A 21497-nucleotide genomic window follows, 5' to 3' on the forward strand; every position below is an offset into this window, starting at 1 on the left:
AAAGAGAAATGATATCGAGGTGTACATATACTGGCGTTTCGCCCCAATATAGAGTATACTTAAAAAAAAGAGCGGAGGATGATGTGAAAAAAGATATATCGGGAACGATTAAACGAGCTGACAGATTTAGAGTTATACTTGTGGGAGAAGGTATTCTTGTAGGAGCAGTTGCCGGTGTGACAGTGATTCTGTACAGAATAGCTCTGGAAAATGCCGGGCGATGGCTTACATCCATAATTGATTTTGCATCTCGGAGTCTGTTTTATATGGTAGGTTGGTTTGCTGTGCTTGTGCTGATGGCTTTTGTTGTAGGAAAGCTGTTATCTTATGAACCTCTCATATCAGGAAGCGGTATACCGCAGGTAGAAGGTGAAGTTGTCGGTAAGCTTCAGCAGAACTGGTGGAGGGTACTTTCTGCTAAATTTGCCGGAGGGTTTTTATGTATGCTGGGAGGGCTGGCTCTGGGAAGGGAAGGCCCGTCTATACAGCTTGGAGCCATGGCAGGAAAAGGCGTCTCCAGAAAGCTTGACAGGGGGAAGACAGAGGAACATTTTCTTATAACTTGCGGAGCAAGCGCAGGGCTTGCAGCGGCATTTCATGCTCCTTTGGCAGGTGTAATGTTTTCTCTTGAAGAGATACATAAGAATTTTTCGGTATCTGTACTTACTTCTGTGATGACAGCATCACTGACGGCTGATATTTTAAGTACGCTGGTTTTGGGGACTGATTCGGTGTTCAGATTTGAAATAGTTGATTCTATACCGATAAGATATTATTGGATGATCGTATTGCTTGGTATTATCTTAGGTGTTTTGGGAGCTTTTTACAACTGGTTTACGTTAAAAGCTCAGGCTCTTTACGGTAAGATAAAGACAGAGGGGCATACAGTAAAGATAATGATTCCGTTTTTATGTGCAGGAGCGTTGGGATTTACGGCTCCTGAGCTTTTGGGAAGTGGACATGACCTTATAGAACAGCTTACTAATACTGATATGGTGCTTGGGACTATAGTATTTATATTGGTGGGAAGATTTCTGTTTTCTGCGTTAAGTTTCGGATCAGGTGCGCCTGGGGGAATATTCTTTCCGCTGTTGGTGATAGGGGGATTTATAGGAGGGGCATTCGCAAAGACAGGTGTTGAATTTTTTGGGCTTGATCCTATATATGTGAATAATTTTGTATTGATTTCTATGGCGGGTTATTTTTCTGCTATAGTCAGAGCGCCCCTTACAGGTATAATTCTTATTTTTGAGATGACGGGGAATATGAGTCATATGCTGTCATTATCAACTATTTCTGTAGTGGCTTACATAGTGGCTACACTTCTGGGATCAAGACCTATATATGAAAGCCTTTTGGAAAGATTGATAGAAAAGAACGGAGATACATCTCAGGATGATAATAATGTAAAGCAGAAGATATTGAGTAATTTTGTTGTCAAAAAAGGGTCTAAGCCGGACGGATGTCTTATAAAGGATGTTCATTGGCCCGATAATTGTCTTCTTGTGGCAATACAGCGGGGAGCAAGGGAACTTATCCCTAAAGGAAAGACAAAGCTGATTGCCGGGGATATCATAGTAACTATGACTGATGAGAGAGATATGGCCGCTGTACATGAGAAGATGGAGGAACTGTGCAGAGGATTTTGACAGAAAAGAACATCTGAAGCGGTCAATTCATACAATGAGAATAAGGTTCAGGTAATGAGACGATAATATACGATAAAGAATAATTGGCAGAACAGTGGAATTTCAAAGAAATGAGGTTTATTATGCAGTTGAGGAAGCTTTGTGAAAATGTTGAGTATACCATCGTACAGGGAGAGCTGGATGTCCGCGCGGAAGATATAATTTACGATTCCAGAAAGGTGGTCCCCGGTTCTGTATTTGTGTGTCTGGTAGGAGCAGTTACCGATGGTCACAAGTATATTGCTGATGCTGTGGAAAAGGGAGCGTCGGCAATAGTTGTAGAGAGGACTGAAGATTTAAAAGATGTACCGAAAGCCATAACGGTTATACAGGTAAAATCTTCCAGAAAAGCGCTGGCTTATATGGCGGCAGCATATTTTGACTATCCTGCCCGCAAGCTGACGACTATAGGGCTGACCGGAACGAAAGGCAAGACCACCATCACATATATCATTAAAGATGTAATAGAACAGGCGGGCAGAAAAGCCGGTCTCATAGGTACTATAGCTACTGTGATAGGCGATCAGATTATTCCTGCGAAAAATACTACACCTGAATCATATGAGATACACAAATCCATGGCTGAGATGGTAGAAGCAGGATGTCAGTATATGGTGATGGAAGTTTCCTCTCAGGGACTCAAACTTGACAGAACTGCAGGTATCATTTTTGATTATGGAGTATTTACCAATTTATCTCCTGATCATATAGGTCCGGCTGAGCATGAGGATTTTGAGGAATACCTCAGCTGCAAAAGCATGTTGTTCAGACAGTGCGATACCGGCATAATCAATATAGATGATAAGTATGCGGAACAGATATTGCAGAGGCATACATGTTCCGTAGTTACATTTTCAGCTGAAAAAGAGGCCGATCTTAAAGCTTATGATATAAAGTTTCTCAATGAGGATGGGCGTCTGGGAATGAGTTTTAAAACATCCGGATTGATGAATTGTCAGGCAAAAATACACATCCCGGGAAAATTTTCCGTATATAATGCGCTTACTACAATGGCTGTATGCAGTAAACTGGGGATTTCCGATGAATCTATTCTTGCAGGTCTTGAAGATGTTCAGGTTAAAGGGCGTGTTGAAATGATTCCTGTTTCAAAGGATTTCAGTGTTATCATAGATTATGCGCATAATGAGGTTAGTACCAGAAGCGTTTTAGAAACGCTGCTGCAGTATAAGCCAACAAGACTTATCGCAGTATATGGCTGCGGAGGGAACCGTTCCAAAGTGAGAAGATATGATATTGGTGAGGTAACCGGCCAGCTGGCTGATCTCAGTATTTTGACAAGCGACAATCCTCGCTTTGAAAAAGTATCTGACATAAACAATGATATTAAAGAAGGGCTTGCCAGAAGCAGCGGCAAATATATAGAGATTGAAGATCGCAAAGAGGCTATAGCCTATGCTATAACAAATGCCCAACCGGGGGATATGATTATAATGCTGGGGAAGGGTCACGAGGATTATGTAGAAATAGAAGGTGTGAAATACCATTTTTCAGAACATGAGGCGATACGTGAGATAGTCTCGGAGATAAGGACCGGAAAACGACAGATGAAAAATGCTGTGAGATTGATCTGAGTAAACCCTTTCAGACTATGTCTGCTTAATGATAAAAAGGCGAAACCGGAAATGTTTTATTAAACGGCACAGTTTTAAAACTATGCCGTTTATTTATTTTTTGCAGAGCATTTGTACAAGGCTTATTTATCCTATTGCTGATCCTTAATAAATTCTTAAAAAAGTGTAAGCAGTTAATTAATGGCACTGATATATGCCATATGTTATAATTCTATTTATAAGGAGGTATTTTGTAGTGATACAGCTAAAAAATGTTTCAAAATACTATTACAGTAAAGGCATGATCGCCAGCGGAATATCAAAAGTCAATCTTACCTTTGATATAGGAGAATTTGTGGTGATTACCGGCGAGTCCGGCAGTGGCAAAACAACTCTTCTCAATGTCATTTCAGGGCTGGATTCATATGAAGAAGGCGAAATGTATATAGACGGAAAAGAGACGAGTCATTATCTGGCTTCAGATTTTGAGGAGTACAGAAAAAAGTATATAGGCAACATATTTCAGCATTTCAATCTTGTAAACAGTTATACTGTATATCAGAATGTAGAGTTGATTCTTCTTGTAAACGGTTATTCCAGAGAAGAAATAAAGAAAAGAGTTCCCGATATAATAAGGCGTGTAGGTCTTGAACCATATACCAGGACAAAAGTATCAAAGCTTTCGGGCGGGCAGAAACAGAGAGTGGCTATAGCAAGAGCGCTGGCAAAGGATACGGACATAATAGTTGCTGATGAGCCCACAGGGAATCTGGACAGCGTTTCTGCTGAAGGTATCGTGGAGCTTCTAAGTGAGATCGCTCATGATAAGCTGGTAATCGTTGTGACTCATAATTATGATCAGTTTGCTCAATATGCCACAAGAAAGATAAAGATGCATGACGGTAATGTGGCAGAAGATCTTTATATAAACACAGATGCTCAGGCGGTATATTCAGATAGTGGGATCACGCAGATGGCATCAGAATCTGAACGTATTGATAAGGACATAACAGCAGGAAGTAAAGTAAGATTGGGAGTAAGGAATACCTTTAATATTTTTCCAAAGTTTATGCTTATGCTTGTCGTGTTTCTGTTTGTGGTTTTTTCTGTGACATCACAGTATACAACTTTTCGAAATCAGGAGGAAGAAGAGGATAAGCTGGGATATAACGAGTATTTTTACAATTACAGTGAAGACCGAGTAGTTCTGAAAAAAACAGATGGTTCAGCTTTTACAGAAGATGATTTCAGGGCTATAAGTAACGTTTCCAATGTAGAGTCCATATCAGCAAATGATATTCTTCTGGATGTGCCTCTTTACATAGAAGACAATGAGTTTTCTTATGAAGTTTACCCTAAGTCATTGGGTGAGTTCGATGAACCTCTGGTTGCAGGAAGGTTGCCTGAGGCAGATAATGAGGTGATATTCACTGCCGTAAAGGATGACTTTGATACGGGAATGTTGGAGAGGATTCTTGAAAAGAGTTTCAAGATAAATCTGGGCGAGGATAAAGAACTGAATGTGACGGTAGTAGGCTTTGCGTATAAGCCGCAGAGCAGCAATAGCTTTATGTATTCGGGAGATCTGTTTGCGTCGGACCAGCTTATGAGTACCATGCTGACAGAGACTTATAATTATAACAGTACTGTCAGGACTTCCATAAATGGCAAAGAACAGCAGTATCAGGAAGGCAATGCCTTTTACAGAATAGTACCGAACAGTCATGTGGAGTCAGGAAAAGCCATTGCTTCGGAGGAGATAAATAATTTTTATGATAAAGGCGATGCTAAAGGCAAGACGATAACCGTAACGGCAGAGAATATATTTTATACGCAGTCAGTGGATCTGAAAGTTTCCGATACTTATAACAAAAAAACTTTTGAAAAAAAGACGGGCGTGTCGGACTATGATTCCAATAACGGAACGATATATGTGAATCAAGCCGATTATGATACACTGTTTAATAAAGGGAATTTTCAAGCTTCCGTATATGTAAAGGACGTCAAGGAAATGGATCAGACACTGGAAGCTTTGAGTACGATGGGGTATGTAACTCTTCCTCTTAAGGACATACTGATAAACATGTTCAATGAACTTACATCTATAATCAGAGTTCCGATGACTGTGATCCTTATAGTAGCATTGTTCTTTATCGCTTACTTTGTGATAAGACTCATATTAAAATCAAGATCGGCATATTTCAGTATATTGAGGATGCTTGGGCTTGCCAAGAGAAATATAAGAAGGATTTTGGATGTGGAAATGCTGCTGATTGTGAATATAGCTTATGCTGTTTTTTTGGCATGTGTCATATCAGTAAATACAGGCCTGATAAATATTCAGTATATTACTAATCTTGTACAATATATGAGGATAACAGACTATATAGTTTTGTATGTTGTTTTATCTTTAATGGCATATCTCATATCAGGGAAATTTGCCAGAAGTCTTTTCAAGAAAACGGCTATGGGTACATATAGAGAGGAGGACTAATCATGGTAAGACTGGAGAATGTTAATAAATATTTTAATAAAAGCAAGAAGAATGAGATCCATGTTATAAACGAAACTTCTCTTCATATGGAAAGCAAAGGGCTGGTGGCTCTTCTGGGGCCAAGCGGATGCGGGAAAACAACGCTGCTTAATGTCATAGGGGGCCTGGATAAAGTCAATGGAGGACGTGTATTTGTAAATGGTCAGAAGATAACAGGAAGGACATCAGGCAGAGTAGACAAAATAAGGAATCTGAATATCGGATATATATTTCAGAATTATAATCTGGTAGACAATATGACTGTGTTTGATAATGTGGCTATAGCTCTTAGAATGGTAGGCGTTAAGGATCGGAAAGAAATAGAGGATAAAGTAAATTATGTTCTTGAAAAAGTGGGCATGTACAGATACAGAAACAGGTATGCGGATATGCTTTCAGGTGGAGAACGGCAGAGAGTAGGGATTGCCAGAGCTATAGTGAAAAATCCTGCGGTGGTCATAGCCGATGAGCCTACGGGAAATCTGGACAGTAAAAATACTCTTGAGGTAATGAATATAATAAAGTCAATATCAGAAGAGAAGCTGGTTATTTTAGTGACTCATGAAGAAGAGCTGGCTGATTTTTATGCATCCAGAATTATAAAACTTCTGGACGGCAAAGTGATGTCAGACGAGGTCAATCATAATTCGGAAGGTCTTGACTATAGGGTAGAAAACAAAATATATCTCAGAGATATAAAAGAGCATAAAAGATTAAACAACGGCAGATATGATATAGATTTTTATAATGACAGTGAAGGCGATATAAAGCTTGATATAGTAGTCAGAAACGGTAATATTTATATAAAGGCCAAGTCAGATAAAGACAGGATTGAAGTCGTAGATGATAATTCAAGCATAGAGTTTGTAGATGCTCATTATAGGAAGATGACAAGAGAGGAACAGACTGAGAGTAACTTTGATGTAAACAGGCTTGAAACCAAAGGAGTGCGTAAGTATCGTTCCATTTTAAATCCTTTTTCGATGCTGAAGAAAGGATTTAAAACGGTTATGGATTATAACATACTTAAAAAAATCCTTCTTGTGGGATTTCTGATTTCGTCAATGTTTATAACATATTCTATCAGTAATATATTTGGCGTTATGAATATAACCGATGACGAGTTTGTGACTGTGGATAAGTCCTATATAACATTGGTCAGCAAGAAGACGAGCGTAGAAACGTATCAGAAGTATGAAAACGATGATAACTTAAAATATATAATGCCGGGAGATTCAAAGGTTACTCTTTCTATGCCCTTTGATGATTATTTTCAGACCAAGTATTCATCGGCTCAGCTCAGCGGATCTCTGTCTGACAGCGGAAAGCTTACAGCAGGGGATATTATATACGGAAGACTTCCTGAAAACAGCAGTGAGATAGTAGTTGATAAACTAGTGCTGGATAAGGTAATAGAAGACCAGATGACTAAGTCTGCAGGTTACGGAACTGTGAAAAGCTTTGTAGGCGGAGTGGTGCCGGTAACTAATATGTCAGATTTCACCATAGTAGGAGTTTCAGATTTGAAAAGCCCATGCATATATGCAAGCCGGGATATGTTTGTAAATATTCTGGCAAACGCTCAGTCGGAAGAAGATGCGGGTATGGAAGGAGATGCTGCCGAAGCTTCTTCAGGAATGATAGATTATACTTTGAAGACCTCAGATGTGAGCCTTACTAAGGGCCGGTGGCCTGTCAATGATTATGAAGTTGTTGTAAATGAAAAAAATAAGGATAATATGCCTTTGAACAAAGAGATATCCCAGAAAGTTAATGATAAAAAACTCAAGGCAGTAGGATATTATAAGGATAAAAACGACAGTGATTTTATGCTTGTAAATAATAATACTGTGAAGTATGATTTAATAAGGAGCAAGTCAAACGTGACTATGTGTCCTGTAGATAAGGCTGCTGCTATGAAGCAGTTCAGGGAAGATAAAGTCAATGTGAAAGATACTTATGCTGAAAGCGAGACACAGTACAGGAAACAGATGTGGTCGTCTATATTTTCGACTCTTGTTATGTCAGGTGTGATACTGATAATATCCTTTATTGAGATATACCTTATAATAAGAGCATCATTCCTTTCAAGAGTAAAAGAAGTCGGTGTATACAGGGCTATAGGCGTGAAAAAATCGGATATATATAAGATGTTTATAGGTGAAATATTTGCCATAACAACGATAGCAAGTCTTCCGGGGTTTGCGTTGATGTCTTATTGCTTGTATAAGCTTTCTCATATGGCATATTTCAGTGATCTGTTTCTGGTAACTCCGTGGACAATGGGCATATGTCTGATTATTATATATGGACTCAATTTTCTGTTCGGACTCTTGCCTGTATTTAGGACTATCAGGAAAACACCGGCGGCCATACTCAGTAGGACAGATGTCAATTAAGATATGAGAAAAGAAAAGGAGGGCTTTATGTTTAGGGCTATGAGACTGAAAGATCAGCAGCTGGATGAAGATAGGGTGAGTGAGATACTGAATACCTGTACCAATGGTGTTCTGTCTGTAAAGGGTGATAACGGTTATCCTTACGGGGTGCCTTTAAGTTATGCTTATGCCGATGGAAAAATATATTTTCATTGCTCCAAAGAAGGATACAAGGTGGAGTTGCTTAAGGCTGATCCTAAAGTAAGTTTTACTGTGATATCCCAGGATAATATTATTCCGGAGGCTTATAATACTCTTTATGTCAGTGTGATTGCTTTTGGAACAGTAAGGCTAATAGATGATCCTGAAGAAATGAGGAAAACACATATCCATATAGTGAAGAAATATTCCAAGGGATATGAAAAGGGAGGTATGGAATATCTGGATGCGGCTATGGACAAAATTTATATGGCCGAGATAACCATAGATCATATTACAGGAAAGGCGGGCTGCTGATATAAACAGTATGCCGGGATTGATTTAATAAATAAAGGCGGCTGCTGAAAAGGATCAGTATAGCCGCCTTTAAAATTTTTTTATTTTCCGGATATCATATCTATGCCTTCAAGAAGTGTCTCTTCGCTGAGGGCTCCTTTTACATATCCTGCAATATTTCCGTCAGCATCTATAAAGTAGGTGACCGGTATAGAGTATGTTTCGTATGACATGGCACCTTCGCCGTTTGTATCATAATAGACAGGAAAAGAATATTCTTGAGATTTGATATACTCTGATGCGCTTTCTTTGGTTTCACGTCCTCCCGTCAGATTGACCATCATGAAATTGATATCATTTTTATACCGATCGTATATTTTGTCAAAAATCGGCATTTCGCTCTGACATGGTCCGCACCAACTGGCCCAGAAATTAAGGATTACAGGCTTTCCTTTCATATCTGAGAGATTTACTTCGCGGTTACTTTCATCTGTGACTGTGATATCCGCTGCGGAAGAAGTACTTTCTCCTATGGAATCATAGGATACTTTTGCGGACAGATAATTATAAAGAACTGCAGCTCCTATAATAATGACTGCAAAGGTAAGTAATGTTATGACAAGTGTTTTTTTATTTTTCATGTTATATCTCCTAACCCAAGAATGTAATAAGCCTTCCGATCATGCCGAAGGCCATCATCAGTCCGATGAATATGAGAAGCCCTCCGCAGATACTGTTTATGACAGCATAGTGTTTTTTTATGAAATCAAATGTGGATTTAAGTTTATCTATAAGGACGGCGCTCAAAACAAAAGGGATACCTAATCCTGCAGAATAGGCTGTCAGCATTATCATTGCTTGGACAGTATGGCCTTGCTGTGAAGCCATCATCAGCGCCGAACCGAGAAAAGCGCCTACACATGGAGTCCATCCTACGGAAAATATCATACCGAAAAGACCGGAAGAAAAAAATCCCAGATTACTTACATTTGCCATAGATGACGGACCATTGAATATATTTAATTTGAAAACACCCAGAAAGTTTAGCCCGAAAAAAATCACGATAATTCCCGATATTATATTGACAGCTGTTGCATATTCTTTGAAAAAGCTGCCTACTGTTCCCGCAAGAGCTCCCATAGCTATAAAAACAATTGTAAAACCCAGCACGAAGCCAAAAGCATTTTTTAGTGTAGCATGGGTATTTCTTTTTCCGCCGCCGGCGAAATAAGTTATGTATATAGGAAGCATGGGAAGCAGACAAGGTGAGATAAATGTTATTATTCCTTCCAGAAAGGAAATGATATACTGCATTTGATATTCTCCTCATATAATTATTTCTGCGAATCAGTATAGTACAAAAATGTATATGTTCAGTGATATTACTCTGATATATTTTGTGAGACATAATTGCTATACGCTTTAGGCTGTGATATGATTTTTTTACGGAGGTATGATTGTGATGAATTTTTCTGAATATTTTCCTGTTTTCAGTAAGCTGACGAAACAGGAACAGTTGGCACTGACTGACAGTGTCACTTTGCGTAAGATGAAGAAAGGAACTGTGATACATGGCGGTGATGAAGAATGCCTCGGCCTTCTTGTAATCCGTTCAGGTCAGCTCCGAAGTTTTATCTTTTCAGAGGAGGGAAGGGAAATCACAGTATACCGTTTATTTGATCATGATATATGTTTGTTCACAGCTTCATGTGTGATGAAAAGCATTCAGTTTGATGTAACAGTGTCAGCTGAAAAGGATACGGATGCGTGGATAGTGCCAATAGGAGTATATCAAAGGCTTATGGAAAATTCTGCTGTTATAGCTAATTATACCAATGAAATAATGGCTTCTCGGTTCACCGATGTAATGTGGCTGGTAGAGCAGATAATGTGGAAAAGCTTTGATAAACGTCTTGCAGATTTTTTGGCTGAAGAGTGTATCATTGAGGAAACTGATATTCTCAGGATAACTCATGAGCAGATAGCATCACATCTTGGAACTGCCAGAGAAGTAGTGACCCGAATGCTCAGATATTTTCAGAGTGAAGGTATAGTGAAGCTCATGCGGGGAAGCATCCGGATCATTGATATGGAGAAGCTTTCTGACATGAGTCGATGATTTTACATATCGCAGCCAGGTACCGATTTATGATTTTTAGCTTTACATATTAATTGAGTCATAGTCCCCATCGGGCAGTATACGCACCATGATCGTGGTTTGAATAATATCATGGTAAGCATTCCCAGTACAGTGGAGGTAAGCATTACACTGTAGAAACCGAAAGCAAACTGAGCTACCCCCTGATGGAATAATGTACCGTGATAGGCCCAGTGCCATGGAAGCTTGAATGTCCATATCAGTGTAACAACCTGATTCAGATCCTGTCCGCCGGAAAATACCAGATAAGTGGACCAAAGCATGATGAAGAACATTGCAAAGAAAAATATGAGAAATCCATAACGGAATATTTTTGATTTCATCCATTGCGGTACGTCTTTTTTTCTTGAAAGTCCGAAGTTGCCTCCTATTAGTTGAAAAAGCTGTCCTCTGCCGCAGTAACGCTGGCAATACGACTTCCTGCCCCAAAAAACAGCTATTATAAGGGGAATAAAGAAACAGAGAAGACCAATCCATGCAAACAGGATATTGAAAAATCCAAGTATGAGATAAAGCGAGGAAAAAATCCACAGGTAATCATACCAATGCTTCTTTTGAGTCATATCGATACCTCCTTTATCTGAATGATGCTGGCCGGACATGCTTTGGCGCATTTACCGCATCCCACACATTTTTCAACATCAATAAGAGCGTACATTCCTTTGTAAAGGGAAACTGCCGAAACCGGGCATGTTTTAGTACAGCATCCACAGGCTACGCACAGAGTTCTGTCGATTAGTGCGCAGCGTTTTTGTTTTTTATGGTTCATAGAAACCTCCTGCAACAATATTTTTATTATCATAGCAGCAAAGGGGAGGTACGACAGTGACAAAATCACAATACGAGGTTTTATTGTATATGGGTCAGAATATCAGATCAAAACCATAGCATCCCTTATCAAAACCGTATTTTTCATAAAATTTGTGAGCTTCTTTTCTGGGGAGGCCGGAATCAAGGATGATTCCTCTGCAGCCAAGTTCTTTTGCTCTGCGTTTTACTTCATCCATCAGTGCGATGCCATAGCCTTCTCCCCGGACGCTTTCGTCTGTAATTATTCCTGACAGGTAACATGTCAGACCGGACAGCCAGAATGTATTGAAGCAGGTGCAGTGACAAAATCCTTTATAATTCCCTTCTTCCATTACAAAGAAAGCAAAGCTGTTTTTATCGCCAAGTATATTTTGATAGACTTTCTTTGTCTCTGTCCTGTCATAAATGTTATAAGTCCACAGTTTTTCGATGAAGCTGAAGGCTTTGTCAAAATCTTCGATAGCTGCATTTTTAAAATACATTTTGATCACCTCTTTGCAATATTTACAGAAACAGTTCCGTTTTAGAAGCTTTTGTATAGTTAGCTTCAAGCATTTTTACATGTGAAATAAATGCCGGATCGTCAAAATATTTGGCTTTTTGAGGACATTTTTTTACACAGGCATGGCATTTTATACAGATGCCGGAGATATTTGAAGGGTTTTGCTCAGAGATAGAGCCCATAGGACACGATTTTATGCATATTCCGCATTTTATGCAAAGGGTTTCCTTTGTCTTTGGTTTGGCTTTGAGAAAAACTGCGGGTTTGCCGTCTATGCCCAGAGGTTTGTAGTAGGGACCGACAGGATCGTCTCCACGTACGGCGATAGGAGCTGATAGCTGAGACGGTTCCATGTTTTTAATTTTGCCGACTATATCGGAAGCGAAATCTTCCAATAGTCGGATGTCTTTTGCGTCGGGTCTTCCAGGAGCCAATGCATCTGAAAATACATGTTCTGTCACAGCCCCGGCTCCGGCAACAGTTCGGAAACCATTATTTTCAAGTTCATTTCTCAGTTCAATCAATGCGTTGTCAAAATTTCTGTTTCCGAAACAGACTACAGGGACTGCCGGAGCTCCGTCTGATTTATATAATTGCTGTATAAAAGGGAGAAATTTATTGGGTACCCTTCCGGCATAAACGGGTACGCCAAATATCACCAGTTCATCTGCAGGTACTTTTCTGATTCCGGATCGTGAATCGGGAAGTGTGAAATCATCCTCTTTTACGGGCACATCAAGCAGTTTGGCTGTTTTTTCCGCAATGGTGCGAACTACAGTTTTGACATTGCCTGTAGGGCTTATATATATTGCTCTTATTTTCGATATCTTCATGATAATAGATGCTCCTTCCAATCGTTGGCGTGTATGCTTTTCGGGAATTATAATGAAATACCCTCTGAAACCCATAAGGTCTCAAAGGGCCGGGAATCAGTACTCCTCCGAAGAAGTCGTACCCTTTATATTATTATAATGTTAGACTATATAAATGTAAATAATCAATGAAAGGTATTTCAGACAGCATTTAGTTGTTGTGGGAATCATCCCCAAGCAGCCAGTATATGAGCGCGACACCATCTTTGAGTCCTTCTTTGTAGACTGCTTCTATTGCAGTCTGTATGGACTCTTTTTGAGAATCGTCGTTTGATGAGGATATAAGTTGCTTAATAAGAGTTTTAGTTTTGTCAGACCAGGTATTATTCGCGACATGAAGAAAATCAGGTTTATTCATATGATCACTCCTTTCTGGCACTTTTAAAAATGTGTTAAACATAAAATTATGTTATATAATTATAACATATAATTTAACAACTATTCACAATATAATTCATGTGAGGTGAATATGTTGTGGCAAAGATTAAAATCCCAAAGAAAAAATTAAAAGGTGAAGACGGGCATAAGACATTTTCCATCAGAGTACCTGATGACTTATATGAGGAATTGAATACATTTGCGAGTAAAACAGAGTTGTCCAGAAACGAGATAATCGAGATAATAACGATACTCCTGAAGGAAGCTCTTAATATCGCAGAGATTGATGATCATAGTGTGAAATGACATGATATTTTAAATGAAAAGAATAAACCTTGAAACATTGCGGTTTCAAGGTTTTTGGTACTCCCTAGGGGAGTCGAACCCCTGATTCCGCCGTGAGAGGGCGACGTCTTGACCACTTGACCAAGAGAGCTTATCTTTTACAGATAAAAGTATATCACATTTATTTCTGCTGTTCAAGTGCAGAGCTGAAAAGTAAAGAAAATTAATGTAATTATTTGAAAAAATACCCTCTGATTTCATATGAAGCAGGGGGTATTGGCAATGCATTGCTAAAGCTTTTCAAAATCAGCAGCGCCGTGTTTGCAGATGGGACATATGAAATCAGGCGGCAGATTTTCATTCTCATAAATATAGCCGCATATTCTGCATACCCATCCCTTTGATTTTTTCTGAGGGGCTTCTTTTATATGTTTTTGATAGTAGTCATAGGTCACAGAATTATCATTGGAGAGGTTTTCTCCGTCCGTCACATTTGCAAGAAAAAGAGTATGAGTTCCAAGATCTACGGAAGAGATAACATCGCCGGAAAGGAAACCGTTTGTTCCTTTCTTGATATAAGGCACACCGTTTTTTCCTGTATCGGCAGGATAGCCGTCAAATTTATCTACATTTTTTCCACTCTGAAAGCCGAAGTGTTTGAATATATCGAAGGTGGCTTTTTCACTTAAAATAGAAATATTAAACTTTTTTGTTGTCATTATCATATCATGAGTGAGGTTGGTTTTGTTGATGGCGATAGTCACTTTGTTAGGTGTGGCAGTTACTTGTTGGAGCGTGTTGATGATACATCCATTAGCCTTTTCATCGTCTCTGGCAGTTAGGACATATAGTCCGTAACTGATTTTAAACATTACGCTGTTGTCCATATCGTTCCTTTCTTATTTTCCCTATGAGGATTTGTTTATTTCATCAAGGCTCAATATACTCTCTTTTAGTGCTTTTTCATTATTTGTGTATGCTTTGTCTATTGCCATAATGAAATATGTATAATAGCATTTTTCGCTTTCCATGAAGAGTACAGTCCCGCGGGCGTCTGATGATAGTTTGAAATCATATGAAAGAGTTTCTGTTATAAAATCCGGGACACTTGCCGTGCTTTCGCTGAGTTCGGAATTTTCAAGGATATTTCCGAGCGTATTCATAAGAGAGTAATCTTTATACCCGTTAAGGTCTGGAGCGACTAAGTGGATCTGGGATTTTGATATACATTGTATGCGTAAATTTACAGTATCTTCATTATCAGATATGTCAAGGATACTTGACGGTGATTTTTCATTTATTACCCATGATTCGTCATTTGATGCGGGAAGCTCGATGGAAAATGATTTATCTGCATTGGAATAGCTTTTCAGATCTCCTTTTATGGAAGTATTCCCGCATGAGGAAAATATAAAGCATAAAACTATTGATAAAATCAAAGGTAATAATTTTTTCATTATGAAATCTCCTTAATATATTTGTTAAAACTGTATGAATTTAGTATATCACAAACACTGTAAAAGTACACAAAAACTTGGAATCAAAGCATATCCAGGACTTATGCCCGGGGGAGAGGATTACCATCTGATTAAAATTGATTATATGATATATATAAGCCGCATATTATTGATATAGACAGAAGTAAGGAGAATATTTATGGATTTTGGTCATTTAACGGAAGAAACGAAAAAATATGTGAGAGCTATAATAGAGTGTATAGATGACGGTGTTTGGATAACTGACGGAAAAGGATATGTGATGGAAACCAATACTCAGGCTCTGGGATGCCAGAGGCGTGAGGATATTATAGGCAAGAACATGAAAGAACTGGTAGATCAAGGGATATATGATGCTTCTGTTACATTGGAAGTAATAAGAGAAAAGCAAAAAATAACAAGGATACAGCGGGATGAAACCGAAGTATTGGTGACTGGTATACCACACATGGAAAACGGTGAGATAGAGATGGTCGTGTGTTGTGAAAGGGAACTGAAAGAATTGGATATAATGAAAGAACAGCTTCGCTTAAATAAGGAAAAGATGGATCTTTATGAAAGTGAGTTGGAATATTTGAGATCTGTATTGTCTAAGGAGGTTGATCTTGTATTGGAATCCAGGGCTATGCAGAATGTGGTCGAGCTGGCGGTAACGGCTGCCAGGTTTGGGTCTCGTGTTTTGATAGAAGGGGAGACAGGTGTGGGAAAGGAGATCGTTGCGAGGATAATATACAGAAATGGAAGCCGAAGCAAGGGCCCTTTCATAGCTGTTAATTGTGGAGCCATACCGGAAAATTTGTTGGAATCAGAATTATTCGGATACGAAAAAGGAGCTTTCACGGGAGCCAGTGAGAAAGGGAAAAAAGGGTATTTTGAGCTGGCTAACAAGGGCGTTTTGTTTCTCGATGAAATAGGTGACGTATCTCTTAATTTTCAGTCAAAGCTTCTGAGGGTACTTCAGGAAAGCGAGATAATGAGAGTGGGAGGAAAACAGGCTATACCTGTAGATGTACAGGTGATAGCAGCCAGTAATAGGAATTTGAGAGAAAGAGTTGCAGAGGGGGATTTCAGAGATGATTTGTTTTACAGGCTGAATACTTTTCCTATAAGCGTGCCGCCTTTAAGGAAGAGGCAGAGAGATATCGTTCCTTTGGTATATTTGTTCGCAGAAAACTTTAACAGTAAATATGGCACAAAAAAAGAGTTTTCTCTGAGCAGTTTAAATATTCTTCAGAAATACAGATGGCCGGGAAATGTAAGAGAACTGGAGAATCTTATAGAAAGGCTGATATTGACAGTAAGAGAAGATATCATAACAGAAAATCATGTAAGACATATGTTGTTTGGTGAAAAAGAAAATCCTGAAAGAAAGGATGAGAATAAGACTCTTAAAGAGGCCATAGAACAGACTGAAAAAGAGTTGATAGAAAAATATATGGAACAGTATGATAATCCATCGGACATGGAAAAGGCGCTTGGAATATCAAGGGCTACGTTAAACAGAAAAATAATGAAATATGGATTGCGTTAATTTATAAGGAGCAGGATCTGATCAGGAATGATCAGATCCTGCTCCTTTTTGTGCAGTCATACGTATTTTCAAATCCGAAAATAGTTCAGAAAAAAAATAAAAATCAGAAAATTCAACACTTTCAAGAAGTGAGTAAAATTTTTTTAGTGGTATGGCACGGGATTTGCTCTAATAAGTATGTGTAATGATTCAACACCGATTTATTAAAGGAAAGGAGAATGGCATGAGTAAACAACAGCAAAGCAATTTAGCCGAACATAATATCACATTGCGTACGGCGGTTATGATCATGTATTGTCTCGTAGCGGCCGGGTGCTTCGGCATAGATGAAATGATACCGGACGGAGGGCCGGGTATCACCATCATAATCCTGTGTATACTGCCCTTTGTGTGGGCGGCGCCTCAGGCTCTGTGTTCGGCAGAACTCGGCTCGGCTATTACAGACGCAGGAGGTTTTTATAAATGGATTCAGAGAGGCCTCGGAGAATTCTGGGGATTTCAAGGAGGATGGTGCAGAACATTATCATGTTACATAGATAATACTGTATATGTAGTCTTGGCAGGATCTTATGCTAAAATGCTGATCCCGGGGATGACTGAGACCGCACAGTTTATATTTATGGTATCCATCGTTCTTGTATTTACAATCATTAATTTATTAGGAATCGAAGAAATCGGAAAAGTAAGCACTATTTTCTCCGTATTTATTTTCTTAGTATTTCTGGCTATAACTGTTATCGGTTTCATGAATTGGAATCAGAATCCTATGGACCCTCTATACAATAGCGCCGATTACACTTTCTTAGGGTCGATAGGAGCAACTCTTGCGACAGGAATGTGGATGTATTCCGGATATACGTCGATGTCTACTTTGGCTACCGAATGTAAGGATAAATCTGTTATCCCCAGAGGGCTTCTTATAATAATGCCTCTCGTAGCGCTTACTTATATTCTTCCTACTATAGCGAGTCTGGCTTCTGTAGGGAACTGGCAGGATTGGAGTCCTGACGGCGGTATATCTTTTGGTCATGTACTGGCGCTTGTAGGTTCATGGGGAATACCGGTATTCACTATTACAGCGATCTGCGCTGAATTGTCCATGTTCAATACTCAGATGATTTCCATATCCAGAGGATTTTATGGTATGGCTGTAGATAATCTTGCGCCTAAAAGTCTGACGAAAGTAAGCAAAAAAAGGCGAGTACCTTATATAAGTGTATTATCTATCACATTAGTTTCCGTACTCTTGTGTAATTTCAATTTTGATGTCTTGGTGACTATGGATGTGATGCTTCTCATGGTTGATTATGTATTGGTATTCTTATCAACAGCAGTATTGAGACGGAGAGAACCTGATATGCCAAGACCATTCAGAATTCCAGGCGGAGATAAATTCGTCAATCTTCTTATAGCCCCGGGATTGATTATAGCTGTGGCTGCTTTATTCTTAAACGGCGCAGATTATTATCTGGGAGGTATGATCGCATTTATTTCATCACCGATAATGTATATCATATGGAAACGAATGTATGGCGGTCTATATGTCAATGATCCGGAGAAATATCCTATAAATCCGAGGACGAAATTGGCGGTTGGAGATTTTCACAGGATAACTATTGTATTCGGTATCATTGCAGTTATAGGGCTTATAGGATCTCTTTGGTGGTTTGACTGGTATGAAGTCGGATGGGAATCTTATTATGAAGAAGCTTATTGCGGACTTAAATTTATGGGAAGTGACGGGGCGGCCATCAAGGAATGGATAAATAACGCGATGTTGGTGATATCTGTGTTGTATGCAGTGATAGCTGTAGTTTTTAAAGTTGCAGGAAATAAGATAGACAGAAAAAATGCTTAAGAGGAGGTTCTGATTATGTCAAAGATAAAAGAAGAGAAAAGAAACATGCTAAGTAAGGTTGAAAAGGGGTTAGGCGTAAAAGCTCTGAAGTTCAGGCTTTCCTTCGGGGCTGAGGATATGCACTATCCGGCAGAAATGATATCCGGATGCAAACTGATAGAAAAGTGTATAGATTGCTGTACTGAAATATGCAATATCAGAGACAACGGAGACGGAGGTCTGATAGTTCATATAGAGTCAGATATTGTAAGGCCTGTACATGTGCTGGATGCCGTGGAGATAGTCTGCTGGTCTGTTGAGGATGGAAAAAGATCAAGGCTTTATGGATATGAAATGTATAAGACTTCGGAATACAATCAGCAGACAGATCGCTCTGATGTACTTGATGAACCGGCGCTGACAGTAAAGGGAACGGTGGTATTTGTGGTGGATGATCCTCAGTAGAGGATCATACGCCGAGACGAAGGGAGGAAGATGATGACTAAAATTTTGGATGGAATAAAAATCATAGATTTTACCCAGGGACATACGGGCAGCTATGGAACGATGCTTCTTGCAGATTTTGGGGCCGAGGTTATAAAAATAGAAGATCATACAAAAGGTGGAGATGTTTTAAGGGGAAGTTTTCCGAAAAATGAAAGAGGCAGCGCCTATCATTCATATATGAACAGAGGAAAGAAGAGCGTATGCGTGGATAAAACATTAAAGGAGGGGCAGACCTTTATCATGAAGCTTATAGAAAAAGCAGATGTTGTATGCGATTCTTTTGCCGCAGGAGAGCTGGAAAAATATAATATAGGTTATGAGGCAGCCAGAAAAGTGAATCCGGAAATAATATATGCTTCGCATACGGGTTTCGGAAAGACGGGATCTTTAAGCAGCAGTGCCGGATGTGATCTTACTTCAGAGGCTTTGTGTGGACTTATGCAGGTGACAGGATTTCCTGACGGAGGTCCTACTGCACATGGATCCAGAATAGCCGATCAATTCGGAGGTCATTTTTTTGCGGCATCTATTGTCATGGCTCTCATGGTAAAAAATGAAACAGGAAAAGGTCAGCAGATAGATGTAGCGTCGGCAGACTGTATGCTCACAGCTCTTGAGGACTGTCTTGCCGAAGCATTCATGAAAGGGGTAACCTTCCATAGAGAGGGAAACGGATCGCGATCCATTGCGCCTTACGATACTTTTGAGGTAAAAGACGGGATATTTTCAACAGCAGTCTCTACAAACTCACAGTGGGAGAAATTCTGTAAAGCCATGAAAATGGAGGAATTCATAGATGATCCCAGATATAACAGTAATGAGGCCAGGGGAGAGAATTATTATACTGAAAATGGCAGGGTAGGTTTAAGAGATATTATAGCAGATAAATTTAAGGATATGACAAGACAGGAAATAATAAACCTGCTGGCGCCGTGGAACATTCCCAGCGGTCCGGGACTTACTGTTCAAGATGCTTTCGAAGACGAGCATCTTAACAGCAGGAATATGGTGCTTGATGTAGAAGATAAAACTATAGGACGTATAAGGATGCCGGGGATACCGATAAAAATATCGGGAGTAGATGACAGGGCAGTAAAATCAGCCCCTAAACTGGGAGAAGATACCGCAAAGATTGCAGAAGAGTTTGGTTATGATAAAAATAAATTGAAAGAAATGTCTGAAAAAGGTGTTGTAATGTGTGAAAGGAGTGATTTATAATGAAGCCATTGGAAGGTATAACTGTACTTGATTTCACACAGGCTTTCAGTGGCCCGTACTGTGCCATGAATCTGGGAGATTACGGAGCGAGAGTCATTAAGGTGGAAAGAGTAGAAGACGGTGATCAGTCCAGAGAATGGGGACCGTACGCAGATAACGGAAACAGTGGATATTTTGCCTTATATAATCGGAATAAGGAGAGCATAGCAATAGATTTGAGCCATTCTGAAGGTAAGGCAATTATAAGAAAGCTGTATGCTGAATCAGATGTAGTTTTGGAAAATTTTAAATACGGTACTATGGATAAATTGGGATTGGGATATGAAACCGCAAAAGAGATAAATCCTGAGATAATTTTTGCTTCTATAACAGGTTTTGGACAGACTGGTCCTTTGAAGAAAAACACTGCTTATGACAATGTGATTGAATGTATGTGTGGGTATATGGAGATAACAGGATATCCGGATGGTCCTCCTCTGAGGTCGGGGGCATCGGTGGGAGATAGTTATACCGGGATAACAATGTTTTTGGCCATTGTACTGGCATGTTATGATAAGAAGCTTACAGGCAGAGGCAGGCGTTTGGATGTGGCTATGCTGGATACTATGTTTGCAGCCGTGGAAGAAGCTATACTGGCTTACAGCCTTACAGATAGCCCTGTCAGCAGAAGCGGCAATGCTAAGCCGAGGGAAATCGTTCCCTACGATACATATGAATGTGCTGACGGAATCATAGCGGTGGGAATAAATGATGAAGATATGTGGCCGGATTTTTGTAAGGCCATAGGCATGCCGGAGCTGACAGATGATCCATTGTATGCCGATAATGATATGAGATGCAGGAATTTTGAAAGTTTTACTGCCATGATGAAAAATGTAATGAAAAAAGAAAGCAAAGAATACTTCATGGAGAGATTTTCAAGCTATAATATTCCGGCTTCACCTTTGCTGCTGCCACTGGAGACTTTAGCGAATCAACAATTCATACATAGAAATATGGTGCTTGATATAGAGGATTCCAATGTGGGAAAGTATAAAGCCTTTGGAATCCCGATAAAATTCAGCAGGACACCGGGAGAAGTAAAAAAATCTTCTCCTTTACTGGGTGAAAATACGATTGAAATCATGAAATCTGTAGGCTATACAGATCAGATGGTAGCAAAGCTGATAGAAGAAGAGATCGTAGGCGCGGCGGAAAGCAGGTGTATGGAAAAATAAACAGGAAGTGATGATGGAGGA

The 21497-nt window shown here is 39.4% G+C and carries 21 protein-coding genes and 1 tRNA gene; 12 read left to right on the plus strand and 10 right to left on the minus strand.

Annotation, left to right across the window (positions count from 1 at the left end; genetic code table 11):
• The first annotated feature begins 83 nt into the window (after window positions 1–83).
• The 5 genes from ACLR96_RS03935 (at window position 84) to ACLR96_RS03955 (ending at window position 8686) form a co-directional block, all read left to right on the plus strand.
• The gene (locus ACLR96_RS03935) at window positions 84–1649 is read left to right on the plus strand and encodes a chloride channel protein (RefSeq protein WP_187524906.1); all 1566 of its coding nucleotides are present in this window, start codon (window positions 84–86) and stop codon (window positions 1647–1649) included.
• A 122-nt stretch (window positions 1650–1771) separates the two neighbouring features.
• Window positions 1772–3280, plus strand: coding sequence for a UDP-N-acetylmuramoyl-L-alanyl-D-glutamate--2,6-diaminopimelate ligase (locus tag ACLR96_RS03940; protein WP_177267600.1), 1509 nt, complete (start codon window positions 1772–1774; stop codon window positions 3278–3280).
• Window positions 3281–3515: 235 nt separating this feature from the next.
• Window positions 3516–5753 (plus strand): ATP-binding cassette domain-containing protein, encoded by a 2238-nt coding sequence (locus tag ACLR96_RS03945; RefSeq protein WP_177267601.1) that lies wholly within the window; start codon window positions 3516–3518, stop codon window positions 5751–5753.
• 2 nt (window positions 5754–5755) lie between these two features.
• Window positions 5756–8191 (plus strand): ATP-binding cassette domain-containing protein, encoded by a 2436-nt coding sequence (locus ACLR96_RS03950; RefSeq protein ID WP_177267602.1) that lies wholly within the window; start codon window positions 5756–5758, stop codon window positions 8189–8191.
• Window positions 8192–8218: 27 nt separating this feature from the next.
• Entirely contained in the window at window positions 8219–8686 is a 468-nt protein-coding gene (locus ACLR96_RS03955; RefSeq protein WP_177267603.1) for a pyridoxamine 5'-phosphate oxidase family protein, read from the plus strand.
• Between the two features lie 80 nt (window positions 8687–8766).
• On the opposite strand, the gene ACLR96_RS03960 is transcribed toward ACLR96_RS03955, so the two are convergent.
• Together ACLR96_RS03960 and ACLR96_RS03965 are read right to left on the minus strand one after the other, a co-directional pair.
• Window positions 8767–9306, minus strand: coding sequence for a TlpA family protein disulfide reductase (locus ACLR96_RS03960; RefSeq protein WP_177267604.1), 540 nt, complete (start codon window positions 9304–9306; stop codon window positions 8767–8769).
• Window positions 9307–9316: 10 nt separating this feature from the next.
• The gene (locus tag ACLR96_RS03965) at window positions 9317–9979 is read right to left on the minus strand and encodes a cytochrome c biogenesis protein CcdA (protein ID WP_177267605.1); all 663 of its coding nucleotides are present in this window, start codon (window positions 9977–9979) and stop codon (window positions 9317–9319) included.
• Window positions 9980–10127: 148 nt separating this feature from the next.
• Here ACLR96_RS03965 and ACLR96_RS03970 point away from each other — a divergent pair, with 148 nt between their 5' ends.
• A complete protein-coding gene (locus ACLR96_RS03970; protein ID WP_177267615.1) occupies window positions 10128–10784 on the plus strand; it encodes a Crp/Fnr family transcriptional regulator in 657 nt (218 codons plus the stop codon).
• A gap of 2 nt (window positions 10785–10786) precedes the next feature.
• Here the strand turns inward: ACLR96_RS03970 and ACLR96_RS03975 are convergent, their stop codons facing one another.
• The 5 genes from ACLR96_RS03975 to ACLR96_RS03995 all read right to left on the minus strand — a co-directional run bounded on the left by ACLR96_RS03975 (window position 10787) and on the right by ACLR96_RS03995 (window position 13365).
• Window positions 10787–11386: a 4Fe-4S binding protein gene (locus ACLR96_RS03975; protein WP_177267606.1), complete on the minus strand. Its 600-nt coding sequence runs from the start codon at window positions 11384–11386 to the stop codon at window positions 10787–10789.
• Complete coding sequence (locus tag ACLR96_RS03980; RefSeq protein ID WP_177267607.1) at window positions 11383–11592, minus strand: 4Fe-4S binding protein; 210 nt, start codon at window positions 11590–11592, stop codon at window positions 11383–11385. Before ACLR96_RS03980 ends, ACLR96_RS03975 begins: the two co-directional genes overlap by 4 nt.
• A 94-nt stretch (window positions 11593–11686) precedes the next feature.
• Complete coding sequence (locus ACLR96_RS03985) at window positions 11687–12115, minus strand: GNAT family N-acetyltransferase (protein ID WP_177267608.1); 429 nt, start codon at window positions 12113–12115, stop codon at window positions 11687–11689.
• A gap of 22 nt (window positions 12116–12137) precedes the next feature.
• On the minus strand, window positions 12138–12968 hold the full coding sequence (locus ACLR96_RS03990; protein ID WP_177267609.1) for an EFR1 family ferrodoxin: 831 nt from the start codon (window positions 12966–12968) through the stop codon (window positions 12138–12140).
• A gap of 190 nt (window positions 12969–13158) precedes the next feature.
• Window positions 13159–13365, minus strand: coding sequence for a hypothetical protein (locus tag ACLR96_RS03995; RefSeq protein WP_177267610.1), 207 nt, complete (start codon window positions 13363–13365; stop codon window positions 13159–13161).
• A 116-nt stretch (window positions 13366–13481) separates the two neighbouring features.
• On the opposite strand from ACLR96_RS03995, the gene ACLR96_RS04000 reads away from it, so the two are divergent.
• Entirely contained in the window at window positions 13482–13691 is a 210-nt protein-coding gene (locus ACLR96_RS04000; RefSeq protein WP_412265211.1) for a ribbon-helix-helix protein, CopG family, read from the plus strand.
• Between the two features lie 55 nt (window positions 13692–13746).
• On the opposite strand, the gene ACLR96_RS04005 is transcribed toward ACLR96_RS04000, so the two are convergent.
• The 3 genes from ACLR96_RS04005 to ACLR96_RS04015 form a co-directional block, all read right to left on the minus strand.
• Window positions 13747–13821: transfer RNA gene (locus ACLR96_RS04005), tRNA-Glu, on the minus strand.
• Between the two features lie 139 nt (window positions 13822–13960).
• The gene (locus ACLR96_RS04010; RefSeq protein ID WP_177267612.1) at window positions 13961–14557 is read right to left on the minus strand and encodes a flavin reductase; all 597 of its coding nucleotides are present in this window, start codon (window positions 14555–14557) and stop codon (window positions 13961–13963) included.
• Window positions 14558–14578: 21 nt separating this feature from the next.
• Window positions 14579–15127, minus strand: coding sequence for a hypothetical protein (locus ACLR96_RS04015; RefSeq protein WP_177267613.1), 549 nt, complete (start codon window positions 15125–15127; stop codon window positions 14579–14581).
• Window positions 15128–15326: 199 nt separating this feature from the next.
• Here ACLR96_RS04015 and ACLR96_RS04020 point away from each other — a divergent pair, with 199 nt between their 5' ends.
• The 5 genes from ACLR96_RS04020 (at window position 15327) to ACLR96_RS04040 (ending at window position 21476) form a co-directional block, all read left to right on the plus strand.
• Complete coding sequence (locus ACLR96_RS04020; protein WP_177267614.1) at window positions 15327–16697, plus strand: sigma 54-interacting transcriptional regulator; 1371 nt, start codon at window positions 15327–15329, stop codon at window positions 16695–16697.
• Window positions 16698–16920: 223 nt separating this feature from the next.
• Entirely contained in the window at window positions 16921–18555 is a 1635-nt protein-coding gene (locus ACLR96_RS04025) for an APC family permease (RefSeq protein WP_177269317.1), read from the plus strand.
• A 15-nt stretch (window positions 18556–18570) separates the two neighbouring features.
• A complete protein-coding gene (locus ACLR96_RS04030; RefSeq protein WP_177269315.1) occupies window positions 18571–18999 on the plus strand; it encodes a hypothetical protein in 429 nt (142 codons plus the stop codon).
• A gap of 30 nt (window positions 19000–19029) precedes the next feature.
• A complete protein-coding gene (locus ACLR96_RS04035; RefSeq protein WP_187524897.1) occupies window positions 19030–20259 on the plus strand; it encodes a CaiB/BaiF CoA transferase family protein in 1230 nt (409 codons plus the stop codon).
• Entirely contained in the window at window positions 20259–21476 is a 1218-nt protein-coding gene (locus ACLR96_RS04040; RefSeq protein ID WP_177269311.1) for a CoA transferase, read from the plus strand. Before ACLR96_RS04035 ends, ACLR96_RS04040 begins: the two co-directional genes overlap by 1 nt.
• Window positions 21477–21497 lie beyond the last annotated feature (21 nt).

The organism is Lentihominibacter sp. (assembly GCF_046951855.1).
Taxonomy (GTDB): domain Bacteria; phylum Bacillota; class Clostridia; order Peptostreptococcales; family Anaerovoracaceae; genus Lentihominibacter; species Lentihominibacter hominis.